Raw genomic sequence first — 25,494 nt, 5'->3', positions numbered from 1 at the left:
GCACGTTTCGAAGCGGTACGATGAGATAGACACCCAGAAGAATCAAAAGGCAACATGCGATGGCAGCCCATACATATTTGTTCCCAAACACTTCTGACTTAAAGAAATTTGTGCCCGACTGCCCCATATTAAAAACATGGAACAATTGGGAAAAGATGAGGGTGAAGAAAAGGATATTGTTGCAGAGTTCAGGGTTCCATGACTCGGAGCTGTGAAGCAAAATATGACTCAGGAAGACGGCACCTAGGCTTGCGGCGGAAATGATCAATGCATAAAAGCCGATAGACAGCCATCGCTTGGAATTGATGATCGGATCCTCGGCACGAATAGGATTCCTTTTCATGATGTCGGGATTGCCCCTTGTCACCCCTAGCGCAAGGGCGGGCAATACGTCGGTGATCAGATTGATGAACAGTATTTGGATGGGGAACAACTGAAAATGGAGATTTAAGACCGCAGTGGCCGTAACCGACGACCAACTCACTGAGGTTGCATGAAAGGAGGTAAATGATGAACTTTTTGATGTTTTCGGCGATGACCCTCCCTTGACGTATGGCTTTGACGATGGATGTGAAGGAATCGTCTTTGAGTACCATGTCTGCAACATCTTGGGCGACTTGTGTGCCAGCTTTGCCCATGGCGATTCCAATGTCTGCCTTTTTGAGGGCAGGCGCATCGTTTACCCCATCACCCGTCATGCCCACCACGTTTCCTTGCGCTTGTAGCAAGGTCACGAGGTCGAGTTTTTGCTTAGGGCTCACGCGGGCAAATATGCGTGTATTTGCCCATCGGGTCTTTTCCTTGTTGGTGAGACCTTCTAGATCATGCATTTCTGTTCCAGTGATCACTTCGGCAGAATCGGCATCGACGATTTCCAACTGTAGGGCAATGTTTTTTGCGGCTGCGGGGTGGTCTCCCGTGATCATGATCACGGTGATGCCAGCCAAATGGCATTCGCGAATTGCGGCATTTACTTCAGGCCTCGGCGGATCGTTTAAGCCAATTAAACCTATGAATACCAACTCAGCTGTAAGCTTGGTTTCTGCTGTTGCGGCCTCTTTGTAGGCAACCGCTATCACGCGCAAACCCGAGGCAGAAAGTTTCTCGGATTCCTGCAACCAGTGTTTATGGGTGCCTTCGTCCATATTCTTTTCACCTGTCGGTTCCAAGATGCGGTCACATAACTTCAAGATTTCTTCGGTCGCTCCTTTTGCAAATACCACAAATTGATTTCCCGATGGATGCAAGGTGGCCATGACCTTTGTTTCTGAAGAAAAAGGCTCCTCTTTTAGTTTGGGATGGTCTTTTCGCACTTGCGCAATGTCTACCCCTTCTTTCACTGCAAAATGCAACAATCCAGTCTCCAATGGATCGCCGATTTCAGTAGATTTTCCATTCTTCATTACAAGGTCAGCCGTGCTGCAAAGGATCGCGGCTTTTGGGATCAATTCAGCATTCTTCTTGTCAGCGGAATCAGCAACTTCCACCGAGGTAAATATGCCCGCGACTTCGATTTTGTTTTGTGTGAGTGTACCTGTTTTGTCTGTGCAAATCACGTTGGTTCCTCCAAGCGTTTCCACAGCGGAGAGTTTTTTCACAATCACCTTGTGCTTCGCCATTTTCATCATTCCCTGTGCCAATGCCATCGTAGCAACGATCGGTAGGCCCTCGGGTATCGCTGCTACAGCCAATGCAATTGCGGTTTGAAGCATTTCCAGTGGATTTTTGCCATTGATCAAGCCTGCCACGAATATTAATACCAGCAAACCAACGGTGACAAGAATGAGAATCTTGCTGAAACTTTGGAGCTTCTTTTCCAAGGGCGTCACGGCTTGGTCTGCTGAATGCACCATGCTTGCGATTTTCCCCAATTCGGTGGTCATCGACGTAGCTGTCACGACCATCCAAGCATTTCCTTTTACATTAAATGTTCCCTTGTAGAGCATATTTTTGCGGTCGGCAAGAGATGCATCTGCTGGTGCAATACTTTCATCCTTGTCACTTGGAATTGATTCTCCTGTGAGGGCGGATTCATTCACGAGCAGTTGGTTGCTTTTGAATATGCGACCATCAGCGGGTACCATGTCGCCTGCATCCAGAAATACAATATCGCCTGGCACGATTTCCGCTGAATCGATTTCCCCGAGCTTCCCGTCGCGCATCACTTTTGCGGGGAATACCGTGAGTTTTTTGAGTGCATTCATGGATCGCCCTGCCTGGTACTCCATGTAAAAACCAATTGCGGAGTTGATGAGTATGACGACCAAGATTGCACCACCATCCAACCATTCCTTAAAATAAAAGGAGAGTCCGGCAGCGACCACGAGCAGATACACGATGGGGCTTTTAAATTGGGCGAGGAAAATCAGAAAGGCACTTCGTTGTTTTGCATTTTCAATATTGTTCAAGCCATACTGCTTGCCCCTCACTTCGACTTCTTTTGATGTGAGTCCTTTCTCCAAATCCGATTTCAGCATCACAGCCACAGCCTCTGCTTCCATCGCATGGAAATTGGTGTTTTGCTTAGTGTTTTCCATCGTGAATCAGCTTTTGGCACAATAAGTGGGCCTCTTCCAAGATCACTTTTTTTCTTGCAGGGGCTATTCCGAGACGGTCCAAATGGTGCTCGTTTTGGCAAATTTCTCTACAGAGCACAACATTGTGATCCAATAGCTTTCTTTTTTCCTCAGCGGTGAGCGAGGTGAGGCTCGTGACGGGGTGCAGACCGAGTGAATCGATCTGATCCTTCAGGCTCGCGCCTACTGGATAATTCCAACCCACCAAATTTAGCCCTGCGCATATCCCATATTGAATCGCGTCCCCACTAAATTTGGTGTTGGTGACCACCCATCCTTGATGAAATTTGTTGGCGTGCCCTTGCAGCTTTACCCATTGTGATTCCACATCCTTAAACCGCGATTGGATGTACAAGGGGATTTTAACGTCGCAAACCACTCCTTGGCTGTTGTGATATTTGCACTCGACCATAAAGTGTTGGTGGTCTTTCAAGGCGATCACATCGATTTCATGTTTTACGCAGCCACCGTGTACCGTCACGCCCACATCTACTGAAAATCCCTGACACTTTAGTATCTCGGCAACAAACCGCTCGAATGGAAAACCCGATGGTCCAAGTTCCATGATCGCACGTTTCAAATGGTACCGTGCAGCAAGGTGCGGAGAGGTGTCTTTCAGCAGCTCAAATGCCATCTTGTAGATATTCTTGGTGGTAATGCCAGCGTACAACTTGCTGTAGATTTCATCAATGATTCCATTCACCTGATCTTCAGAGGCACCTGCGTGGTACAAAGACGCGCGTAGTTTTTGATCAGAGAAATCAGACTTTTCTCCTGATGCTTTTGTGATCCATACATTTCCTGGATTCTTCTTCATCGCCGATATCTGAGTAAAAAGTAGGTGATCTTAATAGTACGCACAGATTTTCGCTCTTACCTGTTCCAAACGATTCACTATCAATATTTTGAGATTGAACGACAGTGCAAATTTTCGAGTTCTTACAGGAAATGAGATTGATCAAGATCGTCGGATTGCATGACAAAGATCATTTTTTCATCGTACGGTTCTGCTAAGGTGGCGTACAATCCGTCAAGAATATCAAAATTATATAAGAGATTTCCCTGCGTGTGGTGATAGGTTGTCTATTGCCCTGTTGAAATTCACCCATCGGGCATGCTATTTGAAGCATACCCAATGGAGACATTAAAGGCAAAACATCATGCAGCACAAGCAGTCGCGCAATCCCTGCATGCTGCCGCACACTTCTGGCAACATTCATGCGTTGAAAGCTTTTCGCATTCTGCCGCGCAGGCATTGCAGATTTCAGCGCAGAGCTTGCAAACTGCGCCGCAGTAGGCCGATCCTCTTGCCTCAAACCTCGCACACAGGGCGCACAAGTCTGCGCAGTCGCGACAAAGTGCGATGCATTTTTGGTGGGTCGCATCGTTCAGAGCGATGCAGTGGGTGATACAGCTTTCGCATTCGATCAAGCAAGCCAAGCAGGCTGCTGTACAACTGTTTACAGTAGTATGATTCATAAAAATTAATCAAAAAATTACCTTCAGTGCCGCTGTTGCCCAGTCTTCAGTAGTACTGTCGCCCATTGTACAATGGTAGCCATGAATCAATCAAATGAGCTTACACACTACCTGCTAAATTTTGCATAACTCTCATTTGGGTTGTCAAGAATTTCCTTCCCTTCAAATGTGCGGATTGCGATCATCATCGCGTTAGGCATTTGACAAGTGTATCTGAAAAACGCGAGGTCGCTGTATTCCATTTTGCAATGTCCAATTGACTTTGCAAAAATAGAAAACAGCGACCAGCCGCGATGAGCGTCAATCAAAAAACAAAACAGACTCACCGATCATACTTGCAGCAGCCAGGCAGGCCGTCGTAGGCCTCTTGGGAGGCTACTTTGCCCTCTGCATCGTAGCCTGCGGCGGCTATTTTGGCCTTGATGTCATCGAGTTTCACGAGTTTTTCATTGTACACCACCACCAAAGCCTTTGTTTCCTGACTCCAGGCGGCAGATTTCACACCCTTGAGCGATGTCGCAGCACCCTCAATCTTGCGCTCGCACATGCCACAGTTTCCCGAAACTTTAAAAGTTGCCTGCTTGCCTCCTCCGGCAACTACTTGTGCGAATGTGCATACTACAAACAGGACTGAAAGCAATAGGCGATTCATCAACGATTTTTTCATATTTATCAAATCAAGTAATAGATGTAAATAATGTAGTGAATTTATCGATTCATCCGAGCTAAAGCTATATACTCTAGCGTGCATCCATTCAAAGTCCGCCTATTTCCTGATATTTGTAAGGCAAGAAGCGTTTGGTTCAATTTTTTGACAAGGCTATGAAAACGACGAAAGTTGCAAAAATACATGCTGAATCCTCGGAATCAGAACCCAAGTGGCTCTTTTTACTGAAAAAGATCCTAGTCAAGTTGTTCACGAAGAAATGCTGCCGCGAATAAATATCATAATTATGCAACTATTTCCGTCGATGGAGTACGTCAATTTTTCTTCGCACTAAATACACCAACGGTTCCAAGGATGGAATTGTACTTTGCCTTCAATTCCACTTCTTTGAATGCGGCCATTTCCATGATTTGAGGTAAATTTCCCTTGGCATGATCGTAGGTATTGGAAAATCCATCGAGTACCCGTACGAAAAAGAATCCCGCCGCATGGAAAATGGTGGATGGGCGGTGCCAGTCGGCAATCACTAGTGTGCCCCCCAGCTTCAAAACACGAAAAATTTCTGACAATGCCTTTGATTTCTGATCGGGCTGCAAATGATGAAACACAAGACTTGAAATAATCGTGTCGAGTGAGCCATCAGCAAAAGGAATCTCCACGCCATCGTACCGAAGCAAATCGAGCTTGACACCTGCCTTTTCTACATTTTTTGCTGCTATTTTCAGCACCTTTTCATCGACATCCAGGCCAGTGATGCCAAGTGTTGGAAATTCTAGTTTGGCAAGGATGGAAAGGGTGGCAGTGCCCACACCGAAGTCAAGCACCTTCTGATGCGGTTGGATATCAGCATGTTTCAAAACACTGCGCTTAAACTTCTCGTCTTGCATCGTAAACGCTACCAAACGGTCGTAGTATCGCGTGAGCCAATGATAGCGCAGGGCGGGAATATGATTTTCTTTTGAGGACATAATTATTCCGGAATTCTATGTTCTTCAAATGGTCGAAATTACTTTCCATTCCGGCGGATATCGTTGATCATACCCTGCACCATAGATGGAATACATGCTTTTTTCTAAGATACTCAAAGTTCTCATTTGCCAGAGACCTATTTGGCTTTCATGTTTTCCGAACTTCCAAAGAGATAAGCAATCTGCAACCCGGACAAAAAGTTTTGGCCACTCATGCCATTGGCAGACAGATTTCCTGAAAAAGGTTGACGCGCTCCAATTGTTGCAAACAATTGAAATTGGAGCAGGCTGCCTTGTAAATGAACATTGTCACCAACACCCAAAAACATCCCGAAATCTACTTTCTTGATGTCACTCGCGATACGCTCACTACCTGTATCAAATACTCTATTTGCGGAAAGTAAAGTCTGCTGCGTTAGGCCCAAATTGAGGAAGAACTGCTGATTACTGAACATTTTTTTTGTACGTAAGGCAACCCCTCCAATAACGCCCAAATAGTTGAGACGGTACCTGGGCTTGAAGTCGTCCATGTATTCTTTGAATAGGGTTCCATGCTGCTGAAATCCCGTTTGGAGAAAAATACCCCACTTTTCTGAAAAGGAATATTCAGCACGTAAGCCTGCCCCCATGCTCATTTTCAAGCTCATCTTGCTTACAATTGGAGTCCCACCATTGATTTCAGACATTGGTCGATTGCTCAAAATTGTAGAAGCTCCAATTGAATAGATGGGGCCCAAACTAAACTTTGATTGCGCCCCGAGGTTCAAACCAAGAAACAGGAAGAAGAGGATGATGAGTATCTGCTTCATAGGGTCAAGGGTCAAACGACTTCCACCTGCAACATCATACCATCGTCTTCGTGTTCCAAATTATGGCAGTGGAGCATGTATTTTCCAGTGTGGGCGCCAAAAGTCATAATCACGCGTACTTTTTCACCAGGCAATACCATTGCCGTATCCTTCCAACCATTTTCGGTGGCTATTTTCACATTCCTGCCCCCGGTACGATCCAACACTTGAAATTGCAAGGCATGCATGTGCATGGGGTGTGGCTCATCACCAGTGGAATTGTCAAATACCCAAATTTCAGTCGTTCCTGCCTGTACAGTTTCATCTACGCGATTTTCATCATAAACTTTATTGTTGATTCGGTGCATCCCTTTCATGGACATGCCTGAATGTCCTCCTCCCCCCATTCCAGGATTTGAGATATTGAAAGTGCGGGTTTTTATGGCGCTGCTTTCTGGGATTGGATCAATTACCGATAAGGATACAGGTAGGGAAAATGTATCTGTATCATTTTCGTCCACGATGAATTTGAGGATTTTGAACTCCTCCAATCCTTGCGATGTGCCAGCACTAAACGCGTTGCTGATTAGGAATAATTCCGTACCAATCGGATAGCTGGAAAAGTCAACGATGAGATCGACCCGTTCGCCTGGACCAAGCAAAAGTGAATCAACTGAAGATGGTGACGCAAGCAATCCTCCATCGGAACCAATTACTGCAAAGGCGGCGCCGTTACTCAGAGCCAAATCATAAATACGGGCATTGGAACCGTTGAGAACCCGTAGTCGATAATTTCTCGTTTTTACTTCTTTAGATGGGGCATAAACGCCATTCACGGTAACATATGGCCCCAAATAGCCGGTCATCACATCACCCATCTGTGGGGAATAGTCCAAGGAATAATCAGGAAATACACGCTTATCCTGAATGATGAGTGGAACTTCAAATTCTCCGGAGGGGAGATTGAGCGACGATTCTTCGAGGTCTCGCACGATGAATGCACCTGCAAGTCCAAGATAAGCTTGCTTGGCTGTAAGTTCATGTGGATGCGGATGGTACCAGTACATTGCAGCCCGTTGCGATACCACAAACTGATAGTTGAAGGAGCCACCTGAGTCAATCGTATCCTTTGGATGCCCATCCATGTTGGCCGGAATATCGAGTCCATGCCAATGAATATTGGAGGGTTCGGCTAAATTGTTTTGAAAAAGGATATGGACGCTGTCCCCGGAATTGACGACGATGGAAGGGCCCAAAATAGAATTGGGTTGATACCCCAAGACTTTGGACACCTTGCCTTTAAAAATATTATGCACGGTCGCTTGTGCGGCCAATGTTGCCTGCCCAGTCACTACTGCGGGCATAGGTAACAAGGTGGAAAAATCGCCTTCGATTACAGACACGGCACCGCCACCCATATTCATCATGCCCTCTTTCTTACAAGAAGTCAAAAACGTCGATAGTCCTCCACCCAAAAAGATCGCAGTGGTTCCCATGCCCGTCAACTTTATGAAATCGCCTCTTTTCATTTTAGTTCCTAAAAATTTTTCTTGTGATTGTCTTGCTGTTGCCCCTCAATTGTAGAAAATACAAACCTTTGCCCCATTTTGATACATCTAAGAGGTAATTGTCAGCGACCACCACCTCATGCACGATTAGCTTTCCACTTAGATCATAAACAAGAATCTCATCGGGAAGTTTTTCATTGTTGGCAAATTGGATATTTACAATACTTGATGAAGGATTGGGAAAGACTAAAAGATCATTACCACCCATTTGTCCATTGTCTGATGGGATTACAAACCCATCAAATCGCAAATCATCTATCATGATATAGCTTCCATTTTGGGGAACGGAAGCACTTGCCGAAATGGTTATTATCGCGCTGTCTGGAATTGCGCTACTGTAATAGTACAAGGTGGTCAAATTATTGAACCATTCGTGCGCCATGGAATTGAAGTAGCTTGCACCGTAAGCAACTGTATCCCTTTGTGATTGAATGGGATTCCACTTGCTTAGAAGTACCGATACACTACATGAATCACTTCCATCATAGGGCATGTATTGAAGATAATAGCCTAGATACTGCGGTCTGCCTGAGAATGGAAAGCCAGACTTTGGCAAATACGTAAGTGTGTCTATTTCCCCACTTACGGCAACTCCAGGAACTATCCCCCTACCCGCCATGGCCTTTGTTGTTAGCCTCAAATAGGATATGCCAGCAAATCCCGGAATTCCCTCTTCACATACATAAATACCGTTGCTTGCAGTTATGGCATTTAAATTCCCCCAATTGGAAGGATTCGGGTAACCATTCGCATTTGACCAATCATCAAAACTACCATTGGGAATTTGACCATAGGCAAACGTCCTAAATAGCATCAAGAACAAGAATATTCGCAGCAACCCTTTCATCCAATCTAGATTTATTTTTTTCTCAATTGATGCACAGAATACTTTGATTAAATTACTATCATCGCATTTGTGCTGTTGCTCCTAGGACTGAGCCTTGCTAAATAAAGCGACCCTTCCGTTTCAAATTGCAACTTGACAAAAGGATAAGACGCATGGCAACTCCGATCCTACACCGATAAAATGTCGCACCCCAAAAAGAAAATCCCTTCCAATGAATACGACAATCTAGACCACGGCATTAGTTGATCGTGACAGTCTTGGAGGTTTCATCCATATTCTTCTCTTTCATGTCCATCACCATCAAAGTCACATTATAGGTGCCCGCCGTTGTGTAGGAATGCGTAGGTGATGCTGAAGTGCTGACCGCACTGCCATCACCAAAATTCCACTCATACATTTCAGCATTCATGCTACAGGCAGAGTTAAAGCTTAAGGACTGCCCCACGGTACCAGTTGCAGGCACTTCGGCACAAGCCATAGGGGCTTTCATACAACTTGTAAACGCAAAACAGGCCATAATGACCAAGGCAAAGAATTTAACTGTAGTTTTCATTTTTATCACCGTGTTTTAAATGTAAGTAAAGATAGCCAACATCCATGAATAGTGTTATTACATAATTATGACCTTTCCCAAATCAAATTTCGTCACCAACACCCACTGACCGCGCGATCTTTTTCAAAATGTTGTGGCTGTCCCCAAATTTGCAAAGCGCATCGCAATGCGCCCGCAGCTCTGAAAACAGGATATACTGAATCGTCGTTTGGCTGCTTCTGATGGAGGGGCGGGAAAGTTGCGCCAAAACTTCCTTTTCCCGCTTGTCGGGCAGCACGATGTACAGGTGCTGCTCACTCTCAGTAAATGAATAGGAAAGATCGGTCAATCGCAAGATTCCTGAGTAGATCGAGGTGCTTTTCTCGACCTCAAAGGCGCAGATCGGTCGGTTGGTTCCTTTTTCAAACCATACGATGTCGATCAGGGCAATCGTGCTGAGGGCATCTTTGGCGACAGCTACCTCGGGGAAATTTGCCAGACTCAAAAATGAAAAATTGCTTTCCTTATAGGATTTGGAGCGGTCATTGGAGGCGCTAATGACATCGTAGCCCAGGCTATGCCCGATTTTCAAGAGATGGTACTGCATTTCCGTATGCAGATCCTCTTCCAATTGCTCAGTAGTTACTTCCTTGTGGCGTTTTGCAACCTGCGCCTCATACTTGGTTTTGTCGTCTTGCGAGATAAAACGCTCGTCGGTCAAGATCATTTTCTTCGCACCGACCTCAAAAAGCAGTCCCGCAATAGCACCGAGATCATTGGAGAGCGTGGACTTGTATTTTTCATTGGTTTCAATCAAGGTTTCACGCAGTTTCAGATACTCGGTCCACGAGCCGAGTTTCTTGTTGTCATGGAACAAAGCGTTGAACCCATTGATGATGGCCGTATTGAAGGGAGGAATGATGGTGGGGTGCAAGAAATACAAAATGCTCGCCACCGCTGGCCCCAAGCCCTTGATCTTGAGCTGATCGAGCTTGATGATTTCCTTTAGAATCGTTTCTTCCTTGGCGTTGTAAGGAAGGCAATTTTCCAAAAACTGCCCAAAAGCCTGCTTGTTTTTCTCATTTTCATAGATGTCGGGGATGCGCAACTTTGGTTTCCAGTAAAATGGATGGGCCACGCCTACAAAAACCTGCTTTTGCTCCGCGATGCACGACAAGACAAACTCCAACGAGCTGCCTTTGAAATCGTTGGGGAACTTTTTTTCCTTGATGTCAATGATTACTTGCTGCACGCCCCGACGGATTGAGCGAAACGCCTTCAGTCGGTCTTCATTGTTCACAAACCAAGTATTGTAAACCGACTCGGCATCGGCTCGGTACTTACCAATTACAGCCTGCAATGCATCGCCATTTTCACTCATCGAATGATGATCTTTTGTGTTGCAAGCTCCGACCCTTGCTGCAAACGTACAAAATAGACGCCCACAGGCTGCTTGAGCTCAATATTGGAGATTTCGTTTTCCAGCTTTGACTGCAAAACCAATCGCCCATGAATGTCAAAAACTTGGAGATCAACCACGTCCAATTGTTTGCCTGAAATCCGCATGCTCACTTGGCCACTTGACGGGTTGGGGGAAACCATGATGCCCAATTTTCCTCCCTTACCTTGATCGGCCAAACCAACTGCCAATGGGCAATTTGTATAGCCCAGCGTGCCAAGCTCGGCGAGGATGCTTGCGCTGCGGTTGGCGATGAATGACTTGAGGCCAGGGAAATCAAGATTGCCAATCGTGATGGTATTGTTGATATTTTGGTCAAAGTTCTGATCGGAGTACATCTTGAGCGAATCTGCATACACCCAGCTTTGAACGCGGTTGCGTAAATCGTCGATCTTGGGATTTAGCACCACAGGCAGAAAATAATTGTTTGCAAATCGGCAGACGTATTGGAGGTAGGTATCTTTGTAGATGCTGTCATTGAGCATCTTATCCGCCAATGGACGTGCAGTCGCAGGAGGTGAGAGATACAGCACACTTATGTTTTCTATCTGCGATACCGTCATCGGCACATCCATCCCAAAGGCCGTGCTCGCATCCCAAACAATCCATTGAAATTTGTCTGAGACCGTATCGTGGTAGAGATAATAGTTGTGGATGAAGCGGTAGGGGTAGGAATCAAAATCCACAAAAATATTGTAGGCGGCCCAAGCACTGATGAAGGAATTGGTATTGAGGACTGCTTCAACTGAATCCATAAACTGGCTGGCACTCATGTTGTTGATTTGTGCAGTGAGATTGATCAGATCAGTCCAATCATTGGCGGTTTCATTGGTTTTGAGGGTGTAGCAGTTGTAATAAGAATTGATGGTCCCGTGGTAGCGCAGGTCGGCGCAAGATGCACCTGGGCCGTCACCTTTGAAAAGGTTGCCCTCGTTGTCTCCAAACCGATCTTTCAAAAATGACTTTTGGATCCGCTCCACAGCGATATAGAGACCCCAATAATCGCCGTTGATATAAAGCCGCACATAGTTTGCCCTTGGTGCAGGGATGCCTTGGGCATTACAAAAATCCAGAAACATCTTCTCCCGCATAAATGAGGGATCCTGGTACAAATTGTTGAGGTTAAGGCTTTTTAATCCATACATCTTTTGGCCGGAGACATATTCATTGAATGAAAGGGTGAAAGGCTTCTTGTTTCCAGGGTAGTTGTAATAAGAAGAATTGCCCTTGAACTGTATGCCGACTGAGTCGAGCGACTGCCCATCAAAGACGACGCCGGCCGGGATATAAGTCGAGGAATCATTGGCATCATCGTAGGCCTTGTTGCTCACCAGCAAACTCCAATAGTTGCCCTGCGGAAAGGTCATGTAAATGGAATGCACTGTGTTGTCGTCAAAAAGACTGTCCCCAACCGTTGTCTGCCCAAAGCAGAAAAAAGTGGGAAATAAGGTATAAGCGGCAAATGCGAGCAGTAGCGTAACTTTTCTCATCGTTGAATCACTAAGTGAGCTTCAAGTTAGTATGTTTGGCCGTTGATCAAGGAATCATGTCATAATTATCTAACTTAAAAAGGCCATACGTAAAGGTCATCGTTCTCTGAAAACTCAATATTCCATGCAATAAAACTCCCAAACCCCGATTCCTAATTCTTCACAAACCGTCGCCGAAGAGATCGATCGGCTGTGCACACACTTACGAAATAGACACCCGGAGCCAATGTGGCTACGGGAATCGACACTGTCCCTTGATCGATGTCTTGTAGCCTTACCATTTCAGCCCCAAGTACATTCAATATCACAAGCTCCTTGATTGGTTCTGGACTCGGGGTGTCCAATCTTACTTGGAGCGTCTGCGACGCGGGATTTGGATAGAGCACAAGTTGTGCTTCGATACTGGCCGCGTCCAAATTTACTGGCAATGACCCGCTCAAATCGATGCTATCGATATAGAGCGCATTGCCGCCATCGGTTACATTGACGATCTTGATGTCCACATGATCGCTCGGGGCATAGGTGCTGAGGTCGATCAGTGCAGACCTCCATTGGGTATTATTGGGGATGAACAAGGTCGTCTGCGTGGGAGCACTCACCAAGCCGCCACCTGTCCGGTAAAACTTTTGGGTCCAAGTCGTGCCGCAATTGCTGGATACGAGCACGATGAGCTCGTCGCTATAGTTGGGGTCGCTGCGTGCATAGGCCCACTTAAATGCAAGTTTGATCGGCGTGAGCAATGTCGTGAAATCCATGCGGGGGAGCAGCAGGGCGTCTGATTGGCCATAGTTGGTATTGATGAGGTTTTGAATCCTGGCAGATGCGACTCCTTCTATGGCTGCATCGGTCGTGCGTTCCCACGTGATACCATTGTCCGGATTGTCAATCATCAATCCATTGCTCGGGAAGTTGGAATTTTCAAAGCCATGCGCCCAAGAGGTGATCAATCCCACTTGCGGCGTAAGCACAGTCACATAATTCACAAACTCAAGCGTGTCGATTCCGAGTACATTAGATACAATCAAGGAAACGGAATATGTGCCAATCGAAGTATAAGTGACGGAGGGGTTGTTTGACGTCGATGTCGAGGGCGTTCCGCCTGGGAAGGCCCAAGAGAGTGAGTCGGGATTGTTAAGCGACCGGCTATAATAGGTAATGCTGCTGCCCACGCAGATCGAAGTTTGGAATGTGGTGAAATCGGCAATTGGTGGACATGTGCTAGGCGCAACGTAGTTGGAGTCACAGCCCGCGCTTACAAGGTTGGAGTCGCTCCAAATCACCGAGCGCAAGCTGGCAAGCGTGGCATGCACCCGGTCCTTTTGCCCTGCGGTAAACATGTTTTTGCAGGCATCGTCGGAGTAGTCACAGTAATTTGCGATCTGATCATTCACGTCAGGCAGGTCATTGGAGCAGCTATTGATGGTCGGGCATCCAAAATTGGGATTGGCAACTGGTGGCGTATCGCATACGTAGTCGCCATCTGTACAGGTATCTGTTCCGCAGCCATTGTTGAATGTATGGTACAATCCAAACCAATGGCCGATCTCATGTGTGGTCGTACGGCCATTGGTGCCCGTAGCGGACGTTCCCGATTTCCCAAAATAGTTATGCCTTACCACGATGCCATCTTCATCGGGCGGCCCACCTGGAAACGAGGAATAGCCAGCAATACCGCTGCCACCGTTGATGCTTTTGACCACATACATATTGAGATACCTGGTATTGTCCCAGTAGCTGAGTTGTTTCAATTGGGCACGCTGATAGGTCAAGTGGTTGGTGAGTATGGACTGTACCCGCACGATTCCATCTGTGCAATTCCCATCGGGAGAAATTTTTGCTAAGCAAAATTCGACCTCTGTATCGACACCATACCCATCGCCATTGGTGCCTGCGAGCTTGCGAAAATCCTCATTCAGCACCTCAATTTGCCCCAACACCTGGGCATCAGAGATGTTTTCTGTGCCACCGTTGTGGATGATATGCACCACGACAGGTATGGTTTTGGTCCCATGCATCGAGCGCGCAGCGAGCCCCAAATTTTTCAGCGAGGTGGTGATGATGCTTTCGGCACGTTGTATGCTGCCTCATTCTCTTGTTGATAATGGTCAAAATAGCATGGCTCAGATAACCTCTGCGCCTGAGCGCCCACAACCGAGAGAAGCAACAATTTGCAGACAAGCGTAATTTTCATTAATTTTTGAAGCATATTCGATCCGATTTCAAAAACATATCCGAGCGAACGGGAGAGAAAACAATTTTGCGAACCCCTCCGTCCCGCTACCTCAGCTTTCATCCGACTGCAATGAAGACTGTACCATAACCCTCTGCATCGCCTTTCTCCCAAAAACCCAAAACACAACCGGCGTCACGACAATATCCAGCAAGGTCGATGAAACCAATCCACCCAATATTACGGTCGCCACGGGATAGAGAATCTCCTTGCCAGGAGCCGTTGCATCCAAAGTCAACGGTATCAGAGCGAGACCAGCCACCATGGCGGTCATCATCACGGGAACCAATCTTTCCACCGAACCTCGGATGATCATTTCCTTCCCAAAAACCTCGCCTTCGTGCTGGATCAGGTGAATGTAATGCGAGATCATCATGATTCCATTGCGAGAGGCGATGCCCGTGAGGGTCACAAAGCCTACCAAAGTGGCGATGGAAAATGTGCCTCCCGTTAGTACTACTGCGATCACGCTCCCGATCAAAGCGAGCGGAATGTTGAGCATCACCTGCGCGACGATGCGGCCCGATTTGAAGTGGGCATACAGCACGACAAAGATTCCCAATAGAGAAAAAATGCTGAGAATCAGAATAAGACGCGAAGCTGATTGTTGGCTTTCAAATTGGCCACCGTAGTTGATGTAATAGCCTTTGGGCAAGTTCAATTCCTTTCCAAGCCGTTCTTGGATTTCTTTGACGGTGCTGCCGAGGTCACGGCCCTGTACGTTGCAACTGATTACGATACGTCGTTGAGTGTTTTCGTGGTAGATGCTGTTTTGGGCAGGGTTGTAAGTAATCGCCGCAATTTGATGCAGTGGAACTTGCGAACCATCTGGTAGATCCACCATAGTGTTGCGAATGGCGGCAAGGTTGGTGCGGCCTTCGTCCGTGCTGCGCAGCAAGACATCATAGGCTTGCTGGCCCTCAAATATTTGCCCCTCGACCTTGCCATTGTAAAAGATTTCGAGGTCTTCGGCCACCTTTCCAGCTTGAAGGCCGTAGCGCTGGAGGGCTAAGCGGTCAATCTTGATTTGCAACTGTGGCACCAAAACCTGTTTCTCCACCTGCGCATCGACCACGCCAGGGATGGTTTGGAGGATGGTCTGTGCCTTGAGCGCATCTTGCCGCAACTCTGCAAGGTCGTTTCCAAATATTTTGATCGCCACTTGCGCCCGCACACCTGAGAGCAAGTGATCTAGGCGGTGTGAAATGGGTTGCCCGATATTGACTGAGACGCCTTTGAGCAGCGCAAGTTGATCTCGAATATCCGTCAAAATAGCCGCCCGATCTCGCTCTGTATCTTCCTTGATTTCCACCTCGATCTCCGAATTGCTCACAGGCTCCACATGTTCATCCAATTCGGCCCGCCCCGTGCGACGGCTCACAAATTGCACTTCGGGGACGCGCAAGATTAGCCTTTCAGCCGCTGTCCCGATGCGATTGCTTTCTTCCAAGGACGTGCCTGGGGCAGTGGACAGATTGATTGTGAACGAACCCTCGTTGAACGGTGGCAAAAATTCCGTCCCGAAAAATGGTACAATGGATATGCTGCCCAAAATCAGCACAATGGCCACTACAATAATCGGAATTGGATTGTCCAATGACCAATGAAGCAGCTTACGGTCTTGGCGCTTGAGCCATCTTACGAAACGTGTGTCGTGGTGCGGTTCAGATCCAGATTTGGCTTCCTCTGAAAGTTTCTTTTTGGTGAACAAACGCTTGATCCTGGGCCAAATTGCAATCTTGTCCGTGGTTTTTTTTTCCGAACCTAATAGATAGCTGCAAAGTGCGGGAGTGACTGTAAGCGAAACCGCCAACGAGGCCAAGATGGATGTGATGTAAGCAATGCCGAGTGGCGCAAATATCTTGCCTTCGATTCCCTGCAAATAAAAGAGCGGCAAAAATACCAAGACCACAATGATCGTCGCATAAACAATGGAATTGCGCACCTCACTACTCGCTTCATAAATCACTTGCATCGTGGGCAATGGCTGTTCCTTGAGGCGATTTTCCCTGAGACGCCGATAGACATTTTCCACATCCACAATCGCATCATCCACCAATTCTCCAATGGCGATGGCCAATCCACCCAACGTCAAGGTATTGATGGAAATGCCAAATGCCTTGAAAATGAGGGCTGTGATTACAAGCGATAAGGGGATGGCAGTGAGCGTAATAATGGTCGTGCGGAAATTGGCAAGGAAGAGCAACAGGATAATCACAACCAGAACAAAGCCGTCACGCAATGCTTCCTCAACATTGGTGAGGGCATTGACAATGAAGCTCTTTTGCTGGAAAATCTTGGTGTTGAGTTTTACATCGGCTGGGAGGGAAGTCTGCAATTCAGCGACGGCATTCTCCACGGCATCCGTAAGCTCCACAGTGGATGCGCCAGGCTGCTTTTCCACCGTCAAAATTACCGATGGTCTGCCATTGATGCTGGCATCTCCCCGCTTGACTGCACCGCCAAGCTTTACCTCTGCAACATCGCTCAGCAAGACGGAAAGCCCTTGTTGGTTGCGGATTACCGTAGCTTTTAAGTCTTCAAGATTCTCTGCCCGTCCGATATTGCGAATCAAAACTTCGCTTCCATTGCGATTCACAAAGCCACCCGTCGTATTGCCATTGGTGAGTCGGAGTGCTTCATCCACGGCATTGAGCGATAGCCCAAATTGTTTCAGACGCGCCGTTGAAATCAGGACTTGAAATTGCTTGCGCTCGCCACCGATGGGAATCACCTGCGATACGCCCTTGATGCTCATGAGCCGTCTGCGAATGGTAAAATCTGCAAGGCTGCGCAATTCCATTGGGGAGGTCGTGTCGCCCGAAACACCAATCATCATGATCTGCCCCATAATGCTGCTCACAGGCCCCATTACGGGTGTAATTCCTCCGGGGAATTGGACGGTTTGCAGCTTCTCAGCCACCAATTGTCGCGCCTTGAAAACGTCTGTTTCCCAGTCAAATTCTACAAAAACCAACCCGATCCCAATGGAAGATGCACTACGCACACGCTCCACGCGGGGGCACCGTTGAGCGCAACCTCGACGGGGGTCGTGACTTGTGTCTCGATTTCCTCGGGCGCCATCCCATTAGCCTCCAAGAAAATCGTGACTTGCGGCCGATTGAGGTCGGGCAATACATCGACTGGCAGTTGCAGGAATGTATAGACTCCATATACCAACAACAAGGCCGCCGTGGCAACGACAAACATGCGGTTGTGCAGGGAAAACTGTATCAGTCGATTGAGCATAATTCTATGAAGAGGACAGAATCGATGTATTATTTCCTATCTCATTGTGTTGTAAAGACGCGAATCATCGCATCTCTACAACACAATGCAATACAATTCAATCAATGGGAATGCTCATGCCCATCTTCACCGTGTTCATGCTCTGCATGACCATCGCTGTGTTCATGGTCGTGGCCATCGCCGTCTGATGCAGCGCCCTGTGCCACATCGAATACAAAATCAGCGACTTGTACTTTGCCATCCGCCTGAAATTGAAACCAACCACGGTAGATGCCAGCCTTGGCAAACGAAGCATGCAAGTCAAAGGCCATGCCTTCGATATTGGGATGCACATGCAAATAGTCTTTGTCTCCCAACCCGATCACCACCACATGCGCTTTCGCACCAAGATAGTCCTCCAGTGAATTGGGATCGACCGCCTTACCGCCTTTACTCACCGTCGCTGAAATATGCTGCGTGGCTCCGCTGATGAATTTACCATCTTCGGTGGACAGCTTCACTTCGTAGCTACCCACTTTGGAACTCAATTGAGCTTTGCTGTACACCTTGGCGGTTGCAGGTTTGCCTGTGACATTGAGCTGGATTTTCTCCAATTGGGAGCTTCCGCCTGTAGGCATGTAGTCGGCATAGAGGAAGTACTCGCCACCTGAAGGCAGGGTTTGTGAAAGGTCATAGCTCCCGCTCGCTTGGTATTCAGGATGCTCATGGGCAAACCAAGACAAGTCGCTGCTCACCATGATGAGGTGGATTTTCTTTTCATGGTGCAACTCCAATGCGACAGCTTCGCCTTCCTTGCCGACGATGCTTGGCGTGAGGGAAAGGGTAAATGGCTTTCCAGCTTCAATCGTAGCTGGGACGGTCGTATGCTTCATGGAATACGTTTCCATCTTCATTCCGTCTGTATGTACCATATCCATACCGCATTCGGGACATTTGCCTGGACCTTTGCTGTGCTGATTGGGGTGCATGGGGCAGGTATAATCATGGGCCATGTCCGCATGGGCTTGGCTTGAGTCCACCTTGGCGCTATCTTGGTCGCTGCCGTTGCCACCCTTGCCGCCATTGCAACCGACGAGTGCCAATAGGCAAAGTCCAGTAAAGAGAATGAGAAACTTTTTCATAATATTTATTTCAATTGAGAATTCAGAATCGAGAATGAGTTCTTCGCAACAGAGAGTTTTGTCCATTATTCATTATTCATTTTCCATTATTCATTGATTCAGATACATCATTTTAAGTTGATAGGCACCACTTGTCACGACTTTCTCGCCAGACGCGGTTCCAGCCAATACGATTGTGGACAGACTACCCGCTTCTCCAATTTCCAAGTAGCGAATCATAAATCGCTCGGCTGACGACTTGGTGAAGACTGCGGGTTTGCCGTTCAACTCTACCAAGGCAGTATTGGGAATGGCAATAATGGTTCCTTCCGCTTCCTGCATTACGTTGAGGGAGACATATTCACCCAGCCGGAATATGCCTTGGGCATTGTCCACCTCAAAAAGTGCCTTTTGTGATTGGTTGCTTGCGTCGACGCGCTGCCCCATCGTCACCAATTTTGCAGGGATGGATTTTGGGGATTCACCTGTGGTCGTTGCCAGAAAGCTGCTGCCCGATTTCACAGCATCAAAGTTGGCTTGATACACTTGGGCCTCGACATAAACATTGGCAAGATTGGTGATCTGGAAAATGTCTTGTCCTGCATTCACGGTGGAGCCAATAGAGAAATTGAACAGCTCCACTTTGCCGTCTATCGGTGCGTAAAGCGATGTCAATCTATTGCCACCTGTCTTGCTGAGCAGTTTTAGGAAGGCTTCAAGGTTGCTCGTCGCCGTGTCGTAGCGTCTTTGGGCTTCGTCAATGTCTTTGGCCGCTACAATGTCTTTGATGGAATTCAGCCTGTCAAGATTCTTTTTGGCAGCTTCTACTTCGGCTTCTAAACCATTGCGTTGCGTAATCCATCCCACTTGGGTATTGGCATCGACAGTTTGCTCTACCATCGCAAGCAATTGGCCTTGATGCACGTCTTGTCCCACAGTTATGTTGAGGCTTTTCAAAATGCCTGACTGTGGCGATTGAACCACTGCGGCACCAGAAGCGGTAGGAACGATGGTTCCAACCAGTTCCAAGGAACTGTTCAAAGCACTTTGATTCACTTTTGCGGTTTCGATTTCAAAGAGGAATTGGGTTTCTTTGAGTGCGACAAATTCATTGGAATAAGATGTGGTTTCATGCGTTTCTTCGACCTTGCTGTGATCTTCACCACCGTGCGCCATTGTATCATTGGTAAATGGTTTGCCACTGAATATGATTAACAGCAAGACAATTGTGGCAATCCTCACTACTTTGGGCTTGCGCTTGATCAGCATTCCCACGACCAAACCCAAGATCAAGGCCAAAACAATGGCCAGAATGCTTTTCAATTGTAGCCACGAAGGGGCATTTTCCTCCACTGCGACGGGATGCTTCACCTCGCCAAAGGCGATTTCCGAGACTTCTATCAAATCTGCCCCCAATGCTCCATCGATGGTGATCTGAATTTTGGCGGGTTTGCTGCCGTTGCTGAATTGGGTATGGATGGCGTAGATTCCACTGTCTGTTGGAGTCAACAAAAATGTCTGAGCTGCATCATCAGGATTGCTGCATTTGAGTTGCGCTCCTGAGATTGGCAAATTCGAATTGGCATCGGAAAGAAACAAGGTCAATTCAGCCGCTTTGCCTGGTTCCAGTGAGCCGTATTTTATCAACACCTCATATTTGTCGGAAATGGCCTCGGCGGAATAATAACCTACTTGGATGACTGTGGACGTTGGTTTCTTTTCGCCGTGATCCTCGCCACCATGAGCATAGACCACTGCAAACGACAAGGCGATCCAAGCTGTGAGCATGAAGGTGCACATCCAAAAATTCAGAGTGTTCCGCATAGATATTGGAGATAGATACTGTTCAATTGATAATTTTTCCAAGTCTCCCAATAGGCCAACTCAATGTTTGCGACATCGTTGAGCGTGCGCAAATACTCGGCATAAGTGCCTAGTCCAGCGAGAAACATGCGATTGGCTGCACTTTTGAGTTCATCCGCATTTGGCAAGGCATTCATCTCATAAGCACTCAGTCCATCGGTAAGGGCTTGGTTTTGCGACAAGGCTTGCTCCAAATCGGCATTCAATTGCAGTTGCTTGGCTTCTAGCTGATATTCACTTGCCGAAATCTCTTTTTTCGCGGCTGCAACCCGTCCCTTGTATTGCCAAAACCAGAGCGGAATGCCAATTCCACCATATATTCGGTTTCCAAATGTCGTTTCGCGTACTCCATTGTTCATATAGCCCACTGTCAGGCTAGGGAGGGCGCGATTCCTCTCCAACCGCCATGCTTGCGAACTTACAGCAACGCCCTGCCGTAGATGGCCCAGCGTGGGATTGTTCCCAACCGACAGATGTGATGGATCGGTCATTTTTCGATTACCGTGATACGCATTAAGCGTAGGTATGAAATCGTTCGTGATTCCAGTGAGCCTTTGGATTTTGTGAAGCATCCCCAAGTATTCACCTTTGGCTTGAATTAATGCAGCATTACGCTGTGCCGCCTCTGCCTTGGCGTAGGAAGACTGCAAGAAATCCACTTCTCCTGCAGTGAATTGTCGTTGTGCTTGGTCGGCAAGCAACGAAAACAGGCTGTCTTGCGACTCATACCAGCGCCATAGCAGGAAACGGTATTGCAATTCCATGTAATAGACATGAAGCAGGTACTTTTGGTCTTGAATTTCCACCGCTTGCGATTTCTCTGCAAGTGTTACAGTTTCTTTCTGCAGTTTCTTTTGCGCGGCGTACACCGTGGGGAAATCCAAGTTTTGCTGCACTCCCAATGAGAAAAAAAGGCCATTGGTGTTTTGAAGCAGGACTTGAGGATTGGGAAGATTCACAGCCGATGACACCAAGTCTTGTTGTCGCTTTATTTCCAATGCAGCAGCTTGGAGGGCTGGACTATGACTGAGGCCGCTGTCCACGATTGCTGAAAGTGGCAAGGCAGTCCCATCAAGCAGCTTGGGTGGTAGGTTCCCTTCACCTTCAACAGCCAGCCACCTTAAAGATAGGTGCGCTGCGATCACATATTTTGCAATTCTTACCATTACCTGCAAATGTAGGTTGAGCCATCGATTACAAGGAGAAGCGGTCATAATTATATAAATACGACACTTAGAGGCCAATTCCCTTATTCCTGCCCCTTGATTTCATCTGCCTGATAGCCCACCGTTGCCAACCCGGTCTTGATGACTTCGGGAGAAATTTCGATTTGCGAAATTGTCAATAGCCGCCAAGGGCTACTCAAATCCACGCTCCAATTTCCTGCACCGACTGCTTGATCAAGGATGGGTGTCACAGTGGCGATGCAGCCATCACATTTAATATTGGTCTTGAATTTCATATTGATAAAAGTAGTTGATGTAGTACATATCGGTCATCCCTTTGGTCAGGAAGGCCACATTTTTGGGTGCTAAAACAGACAATGCATCCATGATGCAAAATTGGACTGCATGGATCGTATCTACTTTGCAGAATTTTCGATTTGTTGTGCAAGATTCGCCAAATTGGGCACTTCACTCCACCAAATCCAGTGGTTTGCCGCGTTCCAGCCCCAATTCTCGGAACTTGCCGGGTGGCATTCCTGTGATTTTCTTGAATTGGTTGCTCAAATGCGCCACAGTGCTGTATCCCAACCGATCTGCGATTTCGCTGAGGCTCATTTCATCATCGACGATCAAATCCTTGGCTTTTTCAACCTTTTGAAGAATGATGTAATGCTCGATGGTCACACCTTCCACTGAAGAAAACAGCGTACTTAAATATTTATATTCGTAATGAAGGGCTTCGGCGATGATTTCTGACCAATTGAAACGCTGCTGATCTAGGTTTTCATGCTGTATCCTTTGAATGATGAGGTTTTTGATCGCTGTGATGATGCGGCTCTTGCGGTCGTCGATCAACTCAAAACCCAACGGCTCCAAACTTTCCATCAACGCTTGCTTCTGGACGGGCTGCAATTCCTCTTCCTTCAAAGTCACCCAACCCATTCCCATTTGGAAATTCACATACCCCAAGTCAATCATCAAACTGTTCACCGCAGCTATGCAGCGGTTGCAAACCATGTTTTTGATGTAGAGCGTCGCCATAGCGCGTGTTTTAAGTCAAATTTCGTACCTTGAGACTCTATTGATTCATTAGGTACAAAAGGTAATTAGAAAATTGCAACTCCCAATGGTACGAATGCTCACTTTTGCAACCTTGCTATTCGCTACGATTTCTTTGTTTTCCCAAGCCAGCGTTACGTGGTCGGCTCCTATGGATATCGCCCAAAACACATACGACAATCAGCATCCGCGCATTGCTGTTGATGGCGATGGAAATCCTCTCGTTATCTGGGGGCGGTCCTCCGATGAGTCTGTCTTCATTGCCAGATGGAATGGAAGTGTTTTTACCATGCCCATGAAGGTGAATCCAAGTGGTTACGCCATCGCAACCCAATCCTGGATGGGGCCTCACATTGCAGCCCAAGGCGATACAGTTTTTGTTGTTGTGAAACGTACCCCAGAAGCGATTGATACCAATCATGTGTTCATTTTGCGTTCATTGGATGGCGGCATGACCTTTGGCAACCCCGTACAAGTGGATGCCATCGCCGACAGTATGTCTCGCTTTCCAACCCTAGACCTAGATTCGCAGGGAAATCCATTGATTGCCTATATGAAGTTTGATCCAGGCTTTGGCAATGCCCGATGGGTAGTGGCCAAATCTACCGATGGCGGAGCATCCTTTAATCCCGATTACCTTGCTAGCGGTTGGTCAGGTGGCACCGTTTGTGATTGTTGTCCAGGCTCCATTGTCGCCGATGGAAACAATGTATGCGTGTCTTATCGCGACAATCTCAACAATGTACGCGATACTTGGACGGGCATCTCCACCAACGGCGGTAGCAGTTTTACACAAGGTATGCCCATCGACCAAGGGAATTGGATGCTGATGAATTGTCCTTCTTCGGGGCCAGATGCGGTGATTTTAGAAGACACCCTGCATTCTGTTTTCATGAGCCAAGAAAGCGGAAGCGCCTTGGTTTATTGGAGCAAAGCCTCACTTTCTGCTGCAACAGGCGCAATCGGTGGTCCTATCATTGGGATGCAAAGCGGCGTGACCTCCCAAAATTTTCCACGCATCGCAAGCGATGGCCCAGCAGTAGCCATCGTTTGGCGGCAAAACTTCAACATGAATGTACAAATCCCCATCCTTTTCACAAACAACATCCAAGATGGTTTCCCAGCAACCTACGATTCTGTTGTTGTAGGAAGTGGCATGTCAGCTGTAGTGAATGTCGATGTCGCGGTCGCCGATGGGCAAATTCATGTGGTTTGGCAAGACGATGCAACGGGGAAAGCCAAATACCGCAAAGGTACCTTTACCCCACTTGTAGGTATTACTACACCTATACAAGAATCGTTTGCAATCTCCCCCAACCCGACCCACGGCGCTGTCAAGTTGTCGATCCCGACTTCATGGTATCTCCCTGACTTGACCTTGCGCGTAACCACACTTTCAGGCAAGGTCATCTATGCGAGGCAGTTGATGGAATCCTCCGCAGACATTGAATTTCAAACCGATACTTGGGTTCCTGGCGTTTATCTCGTTCAACTTTTATCGCCGCATAGCTCCCAATGCAACAAATTGGTAGTGCTTCCGAGATAACAATTTCCTCCACCCAATCCCCGCAATTAGATTTAGGCTAAATACCATTTTCGCCAGCGCGCGGAAGACAAAGGAAGGATTAAGTCATGGCCAAATTGAATCAAAGGCCTGTGACATGGTGGTCAACGACCAATTGATGCCTAGGATGCATAGCCCCAAGCAAGACAGTGCTAAGCAGAATGAGGAATTCGATCGGTAAATTCTTCGATACCGCTTTGAGATGAAGAACTTTTTGAAGTGATACCGTCTTGAGGGCGCCAACTCCACCCCCCTCACAACATCCCCACCATCCGCTTCACGGCATCCACCGTCCAAGCCCCATCAATTGGATTCCGCTCAAACACCATGAAGTACTTGAACTTGTCCCCGGCAAGCTCTTGCCATTTGTTGCCCAAGTGGCATTTGCTTTGATTTTCGGGGTTGCTGAGGTGCTCGTCTTTGGTTTCAAGCAGGATCACGGTGCCGCTTTTGGTGATCAGGATTAAGTAAGGATAATGGTCGCTCTTGGTGCCGTTGATGCTGAATGCACTCGGCTTCAAAACAAGCTGACCTAGAGCCAAAAGAATCGCACCTCGCCTCTAGCCCAATTGGTATTTGTCCAAGGAAGGTTTCGCGCACAACAGCGACAACAAAAACGACGCCTCGCAAATCACATGGTTACCCAACACCGACCCCGCCGCCTTTGTAATCCATCTTTTCAACGGCGCCGGCGGCACAGTCCTCCAAATGGACGGTCTCCATCCAAACTTCGACGGCAGCACCCTCCCCTACGGCGTCTATTGGTGGGTCTTGGAAGAAGCAAAAAGTGACAAGCGAGCAGTCCAAAGCGGCGGGCTGACAATTCGAAGGCGGTGAGAAGCACAAAGAATTCAACACAAGGTATTATTCTGTAAATTCTGCTCAATTC

General features: G+C 47.4%; 20 protein-coding genes and 1 pseudogene. 2 read left to right on the top strand and 19 right to left on the bottom strand.

The genetic code is table 11. The features are described 5' to 3' along the window. Positions 1-188 precede the first annotated feature (188 nt). The 18 genes and pseudogenes from IPN95_15675 to IPN95_15590 form a co-directional block, all read right to left on the bottom strand. A complete protein-coding gene (locus IPN95_15675; protein MBK9450811.1) occupies positions 189-2,537 on the bottom strand; it encodes an HAD-IC family P-type ATPase in 2,349 nt (782 codons plus the stop codon). Next, positions 2,524-3,393, bottom strand: coding sequence for a restriction endonuclease (locus IPN95_15670; protein MBK9450810.1), 870 nt, complete (start codon positions 3,391-3,393; stop codon positions 2,524-2,526). Before IPN95_15670 ends, IPN95_15675 begins: the two co-directional genes overlap by 14 nt. 984 nt (positions 3,394-4,377) lie before the next feature. Then, positions 4,378-4,722 (bottom strand): heavy-metal-associated domain-containing protein, encoded by a 345-nt coding sequence (locus IPN95_15665; protein ID MBK9450809.1) that lies wholly within the window; start codon positions 4,720-4,722, stop codon positions 4,378-4,380. A gap of 314 nt (positions 4,723-5,036) precedes the next feature. Continuing rightward, positions 5,037-5,690 carry a class I SAM-dependent methyltransferase gene (locus IPN95_15660; GenBank protein MBK9450808.1) on the bottom strand — a complete coding sequence of 218 codons (654 nt, stop codon included), beginning with the start codon at positions 5,688-5,690 and terminating at the stop codon, positions 5,037-5,039. Between the two features lie 137 nt (positions 5,691-5,827). Then, entirely contained in the window at positions 5,828-6,499 is a 672-nt protein-coding gene (locus IPN95_15655) for a hypothetical protein (protein MBK9450807.1), read from the bottom strand. An 11-nt stretch (positions 6,500-6,510) separates the two neighbouring features. After that, positions 6,511-8,007 carry a multicopper oxidase family protein gene (locus IPN95_15650; protein MBK9450806.1) on the bottom strand — a complete coding sequence of 499 codons (1,497 nt, stop codon included), beginning with the start codon at positions 8,005-8,007 and terminating at the stop codon, positions 6,511-6,513. A 1-nt stretch (position 8,008) separates the two neighbouring features. Then, entirely contained in the window at positions 8,009-8,893 is an 885-nt protein-coding gene (locus IPN95_15645; protein MBK9450805.1) for a T9SS type A sorting domain-containing protein, read from the bottom strand. A 238-nt stretch (positions 8,894-9,131) separates the two neighbouring features. Then, positions 9,132-9,383 carry a PKD domain-containing protein gene (locus tag IPN95_15640; GenBank protein MBK9450804.1) on the bottom strand — a complete coding sequence of 84 codons (252 nt, stop codon included), beginning with the start codon at positions 9,381-9,383 and terminating at the stop codon, positions 9,132-9,134. A gap of 145 nt (positions 9,384-9,528) precedes the next feature. Next, the gene (locus IPN95_15635; GenBank protein MBK9450803.1) at positions 9,529-10,806 is read right to left on the bottom strand and encodes a hypothetical protein; all 1,278 of its coding nucleotides are present in this window, start codon (positions 10,804-10,806) and stop codon (positions 9,529-9,531) included. Further along, positions 10,803-12,374 (bottom strand): CotH kinase family protein, encoded by a 1,572-nt coding sequence (locus tag IPN95_15630; GenBank protein MBK9450802.1) that lies wholly within the window; start codon positions 12,372-12,374, stop codon positions 10,803-10,805. Before IPN95_15630 ends, IPN95_15635 begins: the two co-directional genes overlap by 4 nt. A 152-nt stretch (positions 12,375-12,526) precedes the next feature. Further along, positions 12,527-14,389, bottom strand: coding sequence for a T9SS type A sorting domain-containing protein (locus tag IPN95_15625; GenBank protein MBK9450801.1), 1,863 nt, complete (start codon positions 14,387-14,389; stop codon positions 12,527-12,529). Positions 14,390-14,415: 26 nt separating this feature from the next. Further along, positions 14,416-14,667: a hypothetical protein gene (locus IPN95_15620; GenBank protein MBK9450800.1), complete on the bottom strand. Its 252-nt coding sequence runs from the start codon at positions 14,665-14,667 to the stop codon at positions 14,416-14,418. Then, a pseudogene (locus tag IPN95_15615) lies at positions 14,657-17,853 on the bottom strand (efflux RND transporter permease subunit). The gene IPN95_15620 and the pseudogene IPN95_15615 overlap by 11 nt, the downstream one beginning before the upstream one ends. A gap of 101 nt (positions 17,854-17,954) precedes the next feature. Next, on the bottom strand, positions 17,955-18,974 hold the full coding sequence (locus IPN95_15610) for a hypothetical protein (protein MBK9450799.1): 1,020 nt from the start codon (positions 18,972-18,974) through the stop codon (positions 17,955-17,957). A 90-nt stretch (positions 18,975-19,064) separates the two neighbouring features. Then, the gene (locus IPN95_15605; GenBank protein MBK9450798.1) at positions 19,065-20,777 is read right to left on the bottom strand and encodes an efflux RND transporter periplasmic adaptor subunit; all 1,713 of its coding nucleotides are present in this window, start codon (positions 20,775-20,777) and stop codon (positions 19,065-19,067) included. Next, a complete protein-coding gene (locus IPN95_15600; protein ID MBK9450797.1) occupies positions 20,762-21,982 on the bottom strand; it encodes a TolC family protein in 1,221 nt (406 codons plus the stop codon). The genes IPN95_15605 and IPN95_15600 overlap by 16 nt, the downstream gene beginning before the upstream one ends. Before the next feature lie 83 nt (positions 21,983-22,065). Then, entirely contained in the window at positions 22,066-22,278 is a 213-nt protein-coding gene (locus IPN95_15595; protein ID MBK9450796.1) for a heavy metal transport/detoxification protein, read from the bottom strand. A 172-nt stretch (positions 22,279-22,450) separates the two neighbouring features. Then, positions 22,451-23,023 (bottom strand): helix-turn-helix transcriptional regulator, encoded by a 573-nt coding sequence (locus IPN95_15590; GenBank protein MBK9450795.1) that lies wholly within the window; start codon positions 23,021-23,023, stop codon positions 22,451-22,453. Positions 23,024-23,108: 85 nt separating this feature from the next. On the opposite strand from IPN95_15590, the gene IPN95_15585 reads away from it, so the two are divergent. Then, positions 23,109-24,587: a T9SS type A sorting domain-containing protein gene (locus tag IPN95_15585; protein ID MBK9450794.1), complete on the top strand. Its 1,479-nt coding sequence runs from the start codon at positions 23,109-23,111 to the stop codon at positions 24,585-24,587. 272 nt (positions 24,588-24,859) lie between these two features. Here IPN95_15585 and IPN95_15580 read toward each other — a convergent pair whose 3' ends face one another. Further along, positions 24,860-25,147, bottom strand: a complete 288-nt coding sequence (locus IPN95_15580) for a hypothetical protein (protein MBK9450793.1) — start codon at positions 25,145-25,147, stop codon at positions 24,860-24,862. Positions 25,148-25,181: 34 nt separating this feature from the next. Here IPN95_15580 and IPN95_15575 point away from each other — a divergent pair, with 34 nt between their 5' ends. Then, positions 25,182-25,442 (top strand): gliding motility-associated C-terminal domain-containing protein, encoded by a 261-nt coding sequence (locus IPN95_15575; protein MBK9450792.1) that lies wholly within the window; start codon positions 25,182-25,184, stop codon positions 25,440-25,442. Positions 25,443-25,494: the final 52 nt, after the last annotated feature.

It is taken from the genome of Bacteroidota bacterium, from assembly GCA_016718825.1.
Classification (GTDB): Bacteria; Bacteroidota; Bacteroidia; order J057; family JADKCL01; genus JADKCL01.
This window is presented reverse-complemented; position numbering and strand designations above follow the sequence as displayed.

What these genes read in the sequence shown, in the direction of transcription:
- IPN95_15675 (MBK9450811.1), bottom strand. Translation starts at nt 2,537, where the DNA reads ATGGAAAACACTAAGCAAAACACCAATTTCCATGCGATGGAAGCAGAG.
- IPN95_15670 (MBK9450810.1), bottom strand. Translation starts at nt 3,393, where the DNA reads ATGAAGAAGAATCCAGGAAATGTATGGATCACAAAAGCATCAGGAGAA.
- IPN95_15665 (MBK9450809.1), bottom strand. Translation starts at nt 4,722, where the DNA reads ATGAAAAAATCGTTGATGAATCGCCTATTGCTTTCAGTCCTGTTTGTA.
- IPN95_15660 (MBK9450808.1), bottom strand. Translation starts at nt 5,690, where the DNA reads ATGTCCTCAAAAGAAAATCATATTCCCGCCCTGCGCTATCATTGGCTC.
- IPN95_15655 (MBK9450807.1), bottom strand. Translation starts at nt 6,499, where the DNA reads ATGAAGCAGATACTCATCATCCTCTTCTTCCTGTTTCTTGGTTTGAAC.
- IPN95_15650 (MBK9450806.1), bottom strand. Translation starts at nt 8,007, where the DNA reads ATGAAAAGAGGCGATTTCATAAAGTTGACGGGCATGGGAACCACTGCG.
- IPN95_15645 (MBK9450805.1), bottom strand. Translation starts at nt 8,893, where the DNA reads ATGAAAGGGTTGCTGCGAATATTCTTGTTCTTGATGCTATTTAGGACG.
- IPN95_15640 (MBK9450804.1), bottom strand. Translation starts at nt 9,383, where the DNA reads ATGAAAGCCCCTATGGCTTGTGCCGAAGTGCCTGCAACTGGTACCGTG.
- IPN95_15635 (MBK9450803.1), bottom strand. Translation starts at nt 10,806, where the DNA reads ATGAGTGAAAATGGCGATGCATTGCAGGCTGTAATTGGTAAGTACCGA.
- IPN95_15630 (MBK9450802.1), bottom strand. Translation starts at nt 12,374, where the DNA reads ATGAGAAAAGTTACGCTACTGCTCGCATTTGCCGCTTATACCTTATTT.
- IPN95_15625 (MBK9450801.1), bottom strand. Translation starts at nt 14,389, where the DNA reads ATGCATGGGACCAAAACCATACCTGTCGTGGTGCATATCATCCACAAC.
- IPN95_15620 (MBK9450800.1), bottom strand. Translation starts at nt 14,667, where the DNA reads ATGAAAGCTGAGGTAGCGGGACGGAGGGGTTCGCAAAATTGTTTTCTC.
- IPN95_15610 (MBK9450799.1), bottom strand. Translation starts at nt 18,974, where the DNA reads ATGAAAAAGTTTCTCATTCTCTTTACTGGACTTTGCCTATTGGCACTC.
- IPN95_15605 (MBK9450798.1), bottom strand. Translation starts at nt 20,777, where the DNA reads ATGCGGAACACTCTGAATTTTTGGATGTGCACCTTCATGCTCACAGCT.
- IPN95_15600 (MBK9450797.1), bottom strand. Translation starts at nt 21,982, where the DNA reads ATGGTAAGAATTGCAAAATATGTGATCGCAGCGCACCTATCTTTAAGG.
- IPN95_15595 (MBK9450796.1), bottom strand. Translation starts at nt 22,278, where the DNA reads ATGAAATTCAAGACCAATATTAAATGTGATGGCTGCATCGCCACTGTG.
- IPN95_15590 (MBK9450795.1), bottom strand. Translation starts at nt 23,023, where the DNA reads ATGGCGACGCTCTACATCAAAAACATGGTTTGCAACCGCTGCATAGCT.
- IPN95_15585 (MBK9450794.1), top strand. Translation starts at nt 23,109, where the DNA reads ATGGTACGAATGCTCACTTTTGCAACCTTGCTATTCGCTACGATTTCT.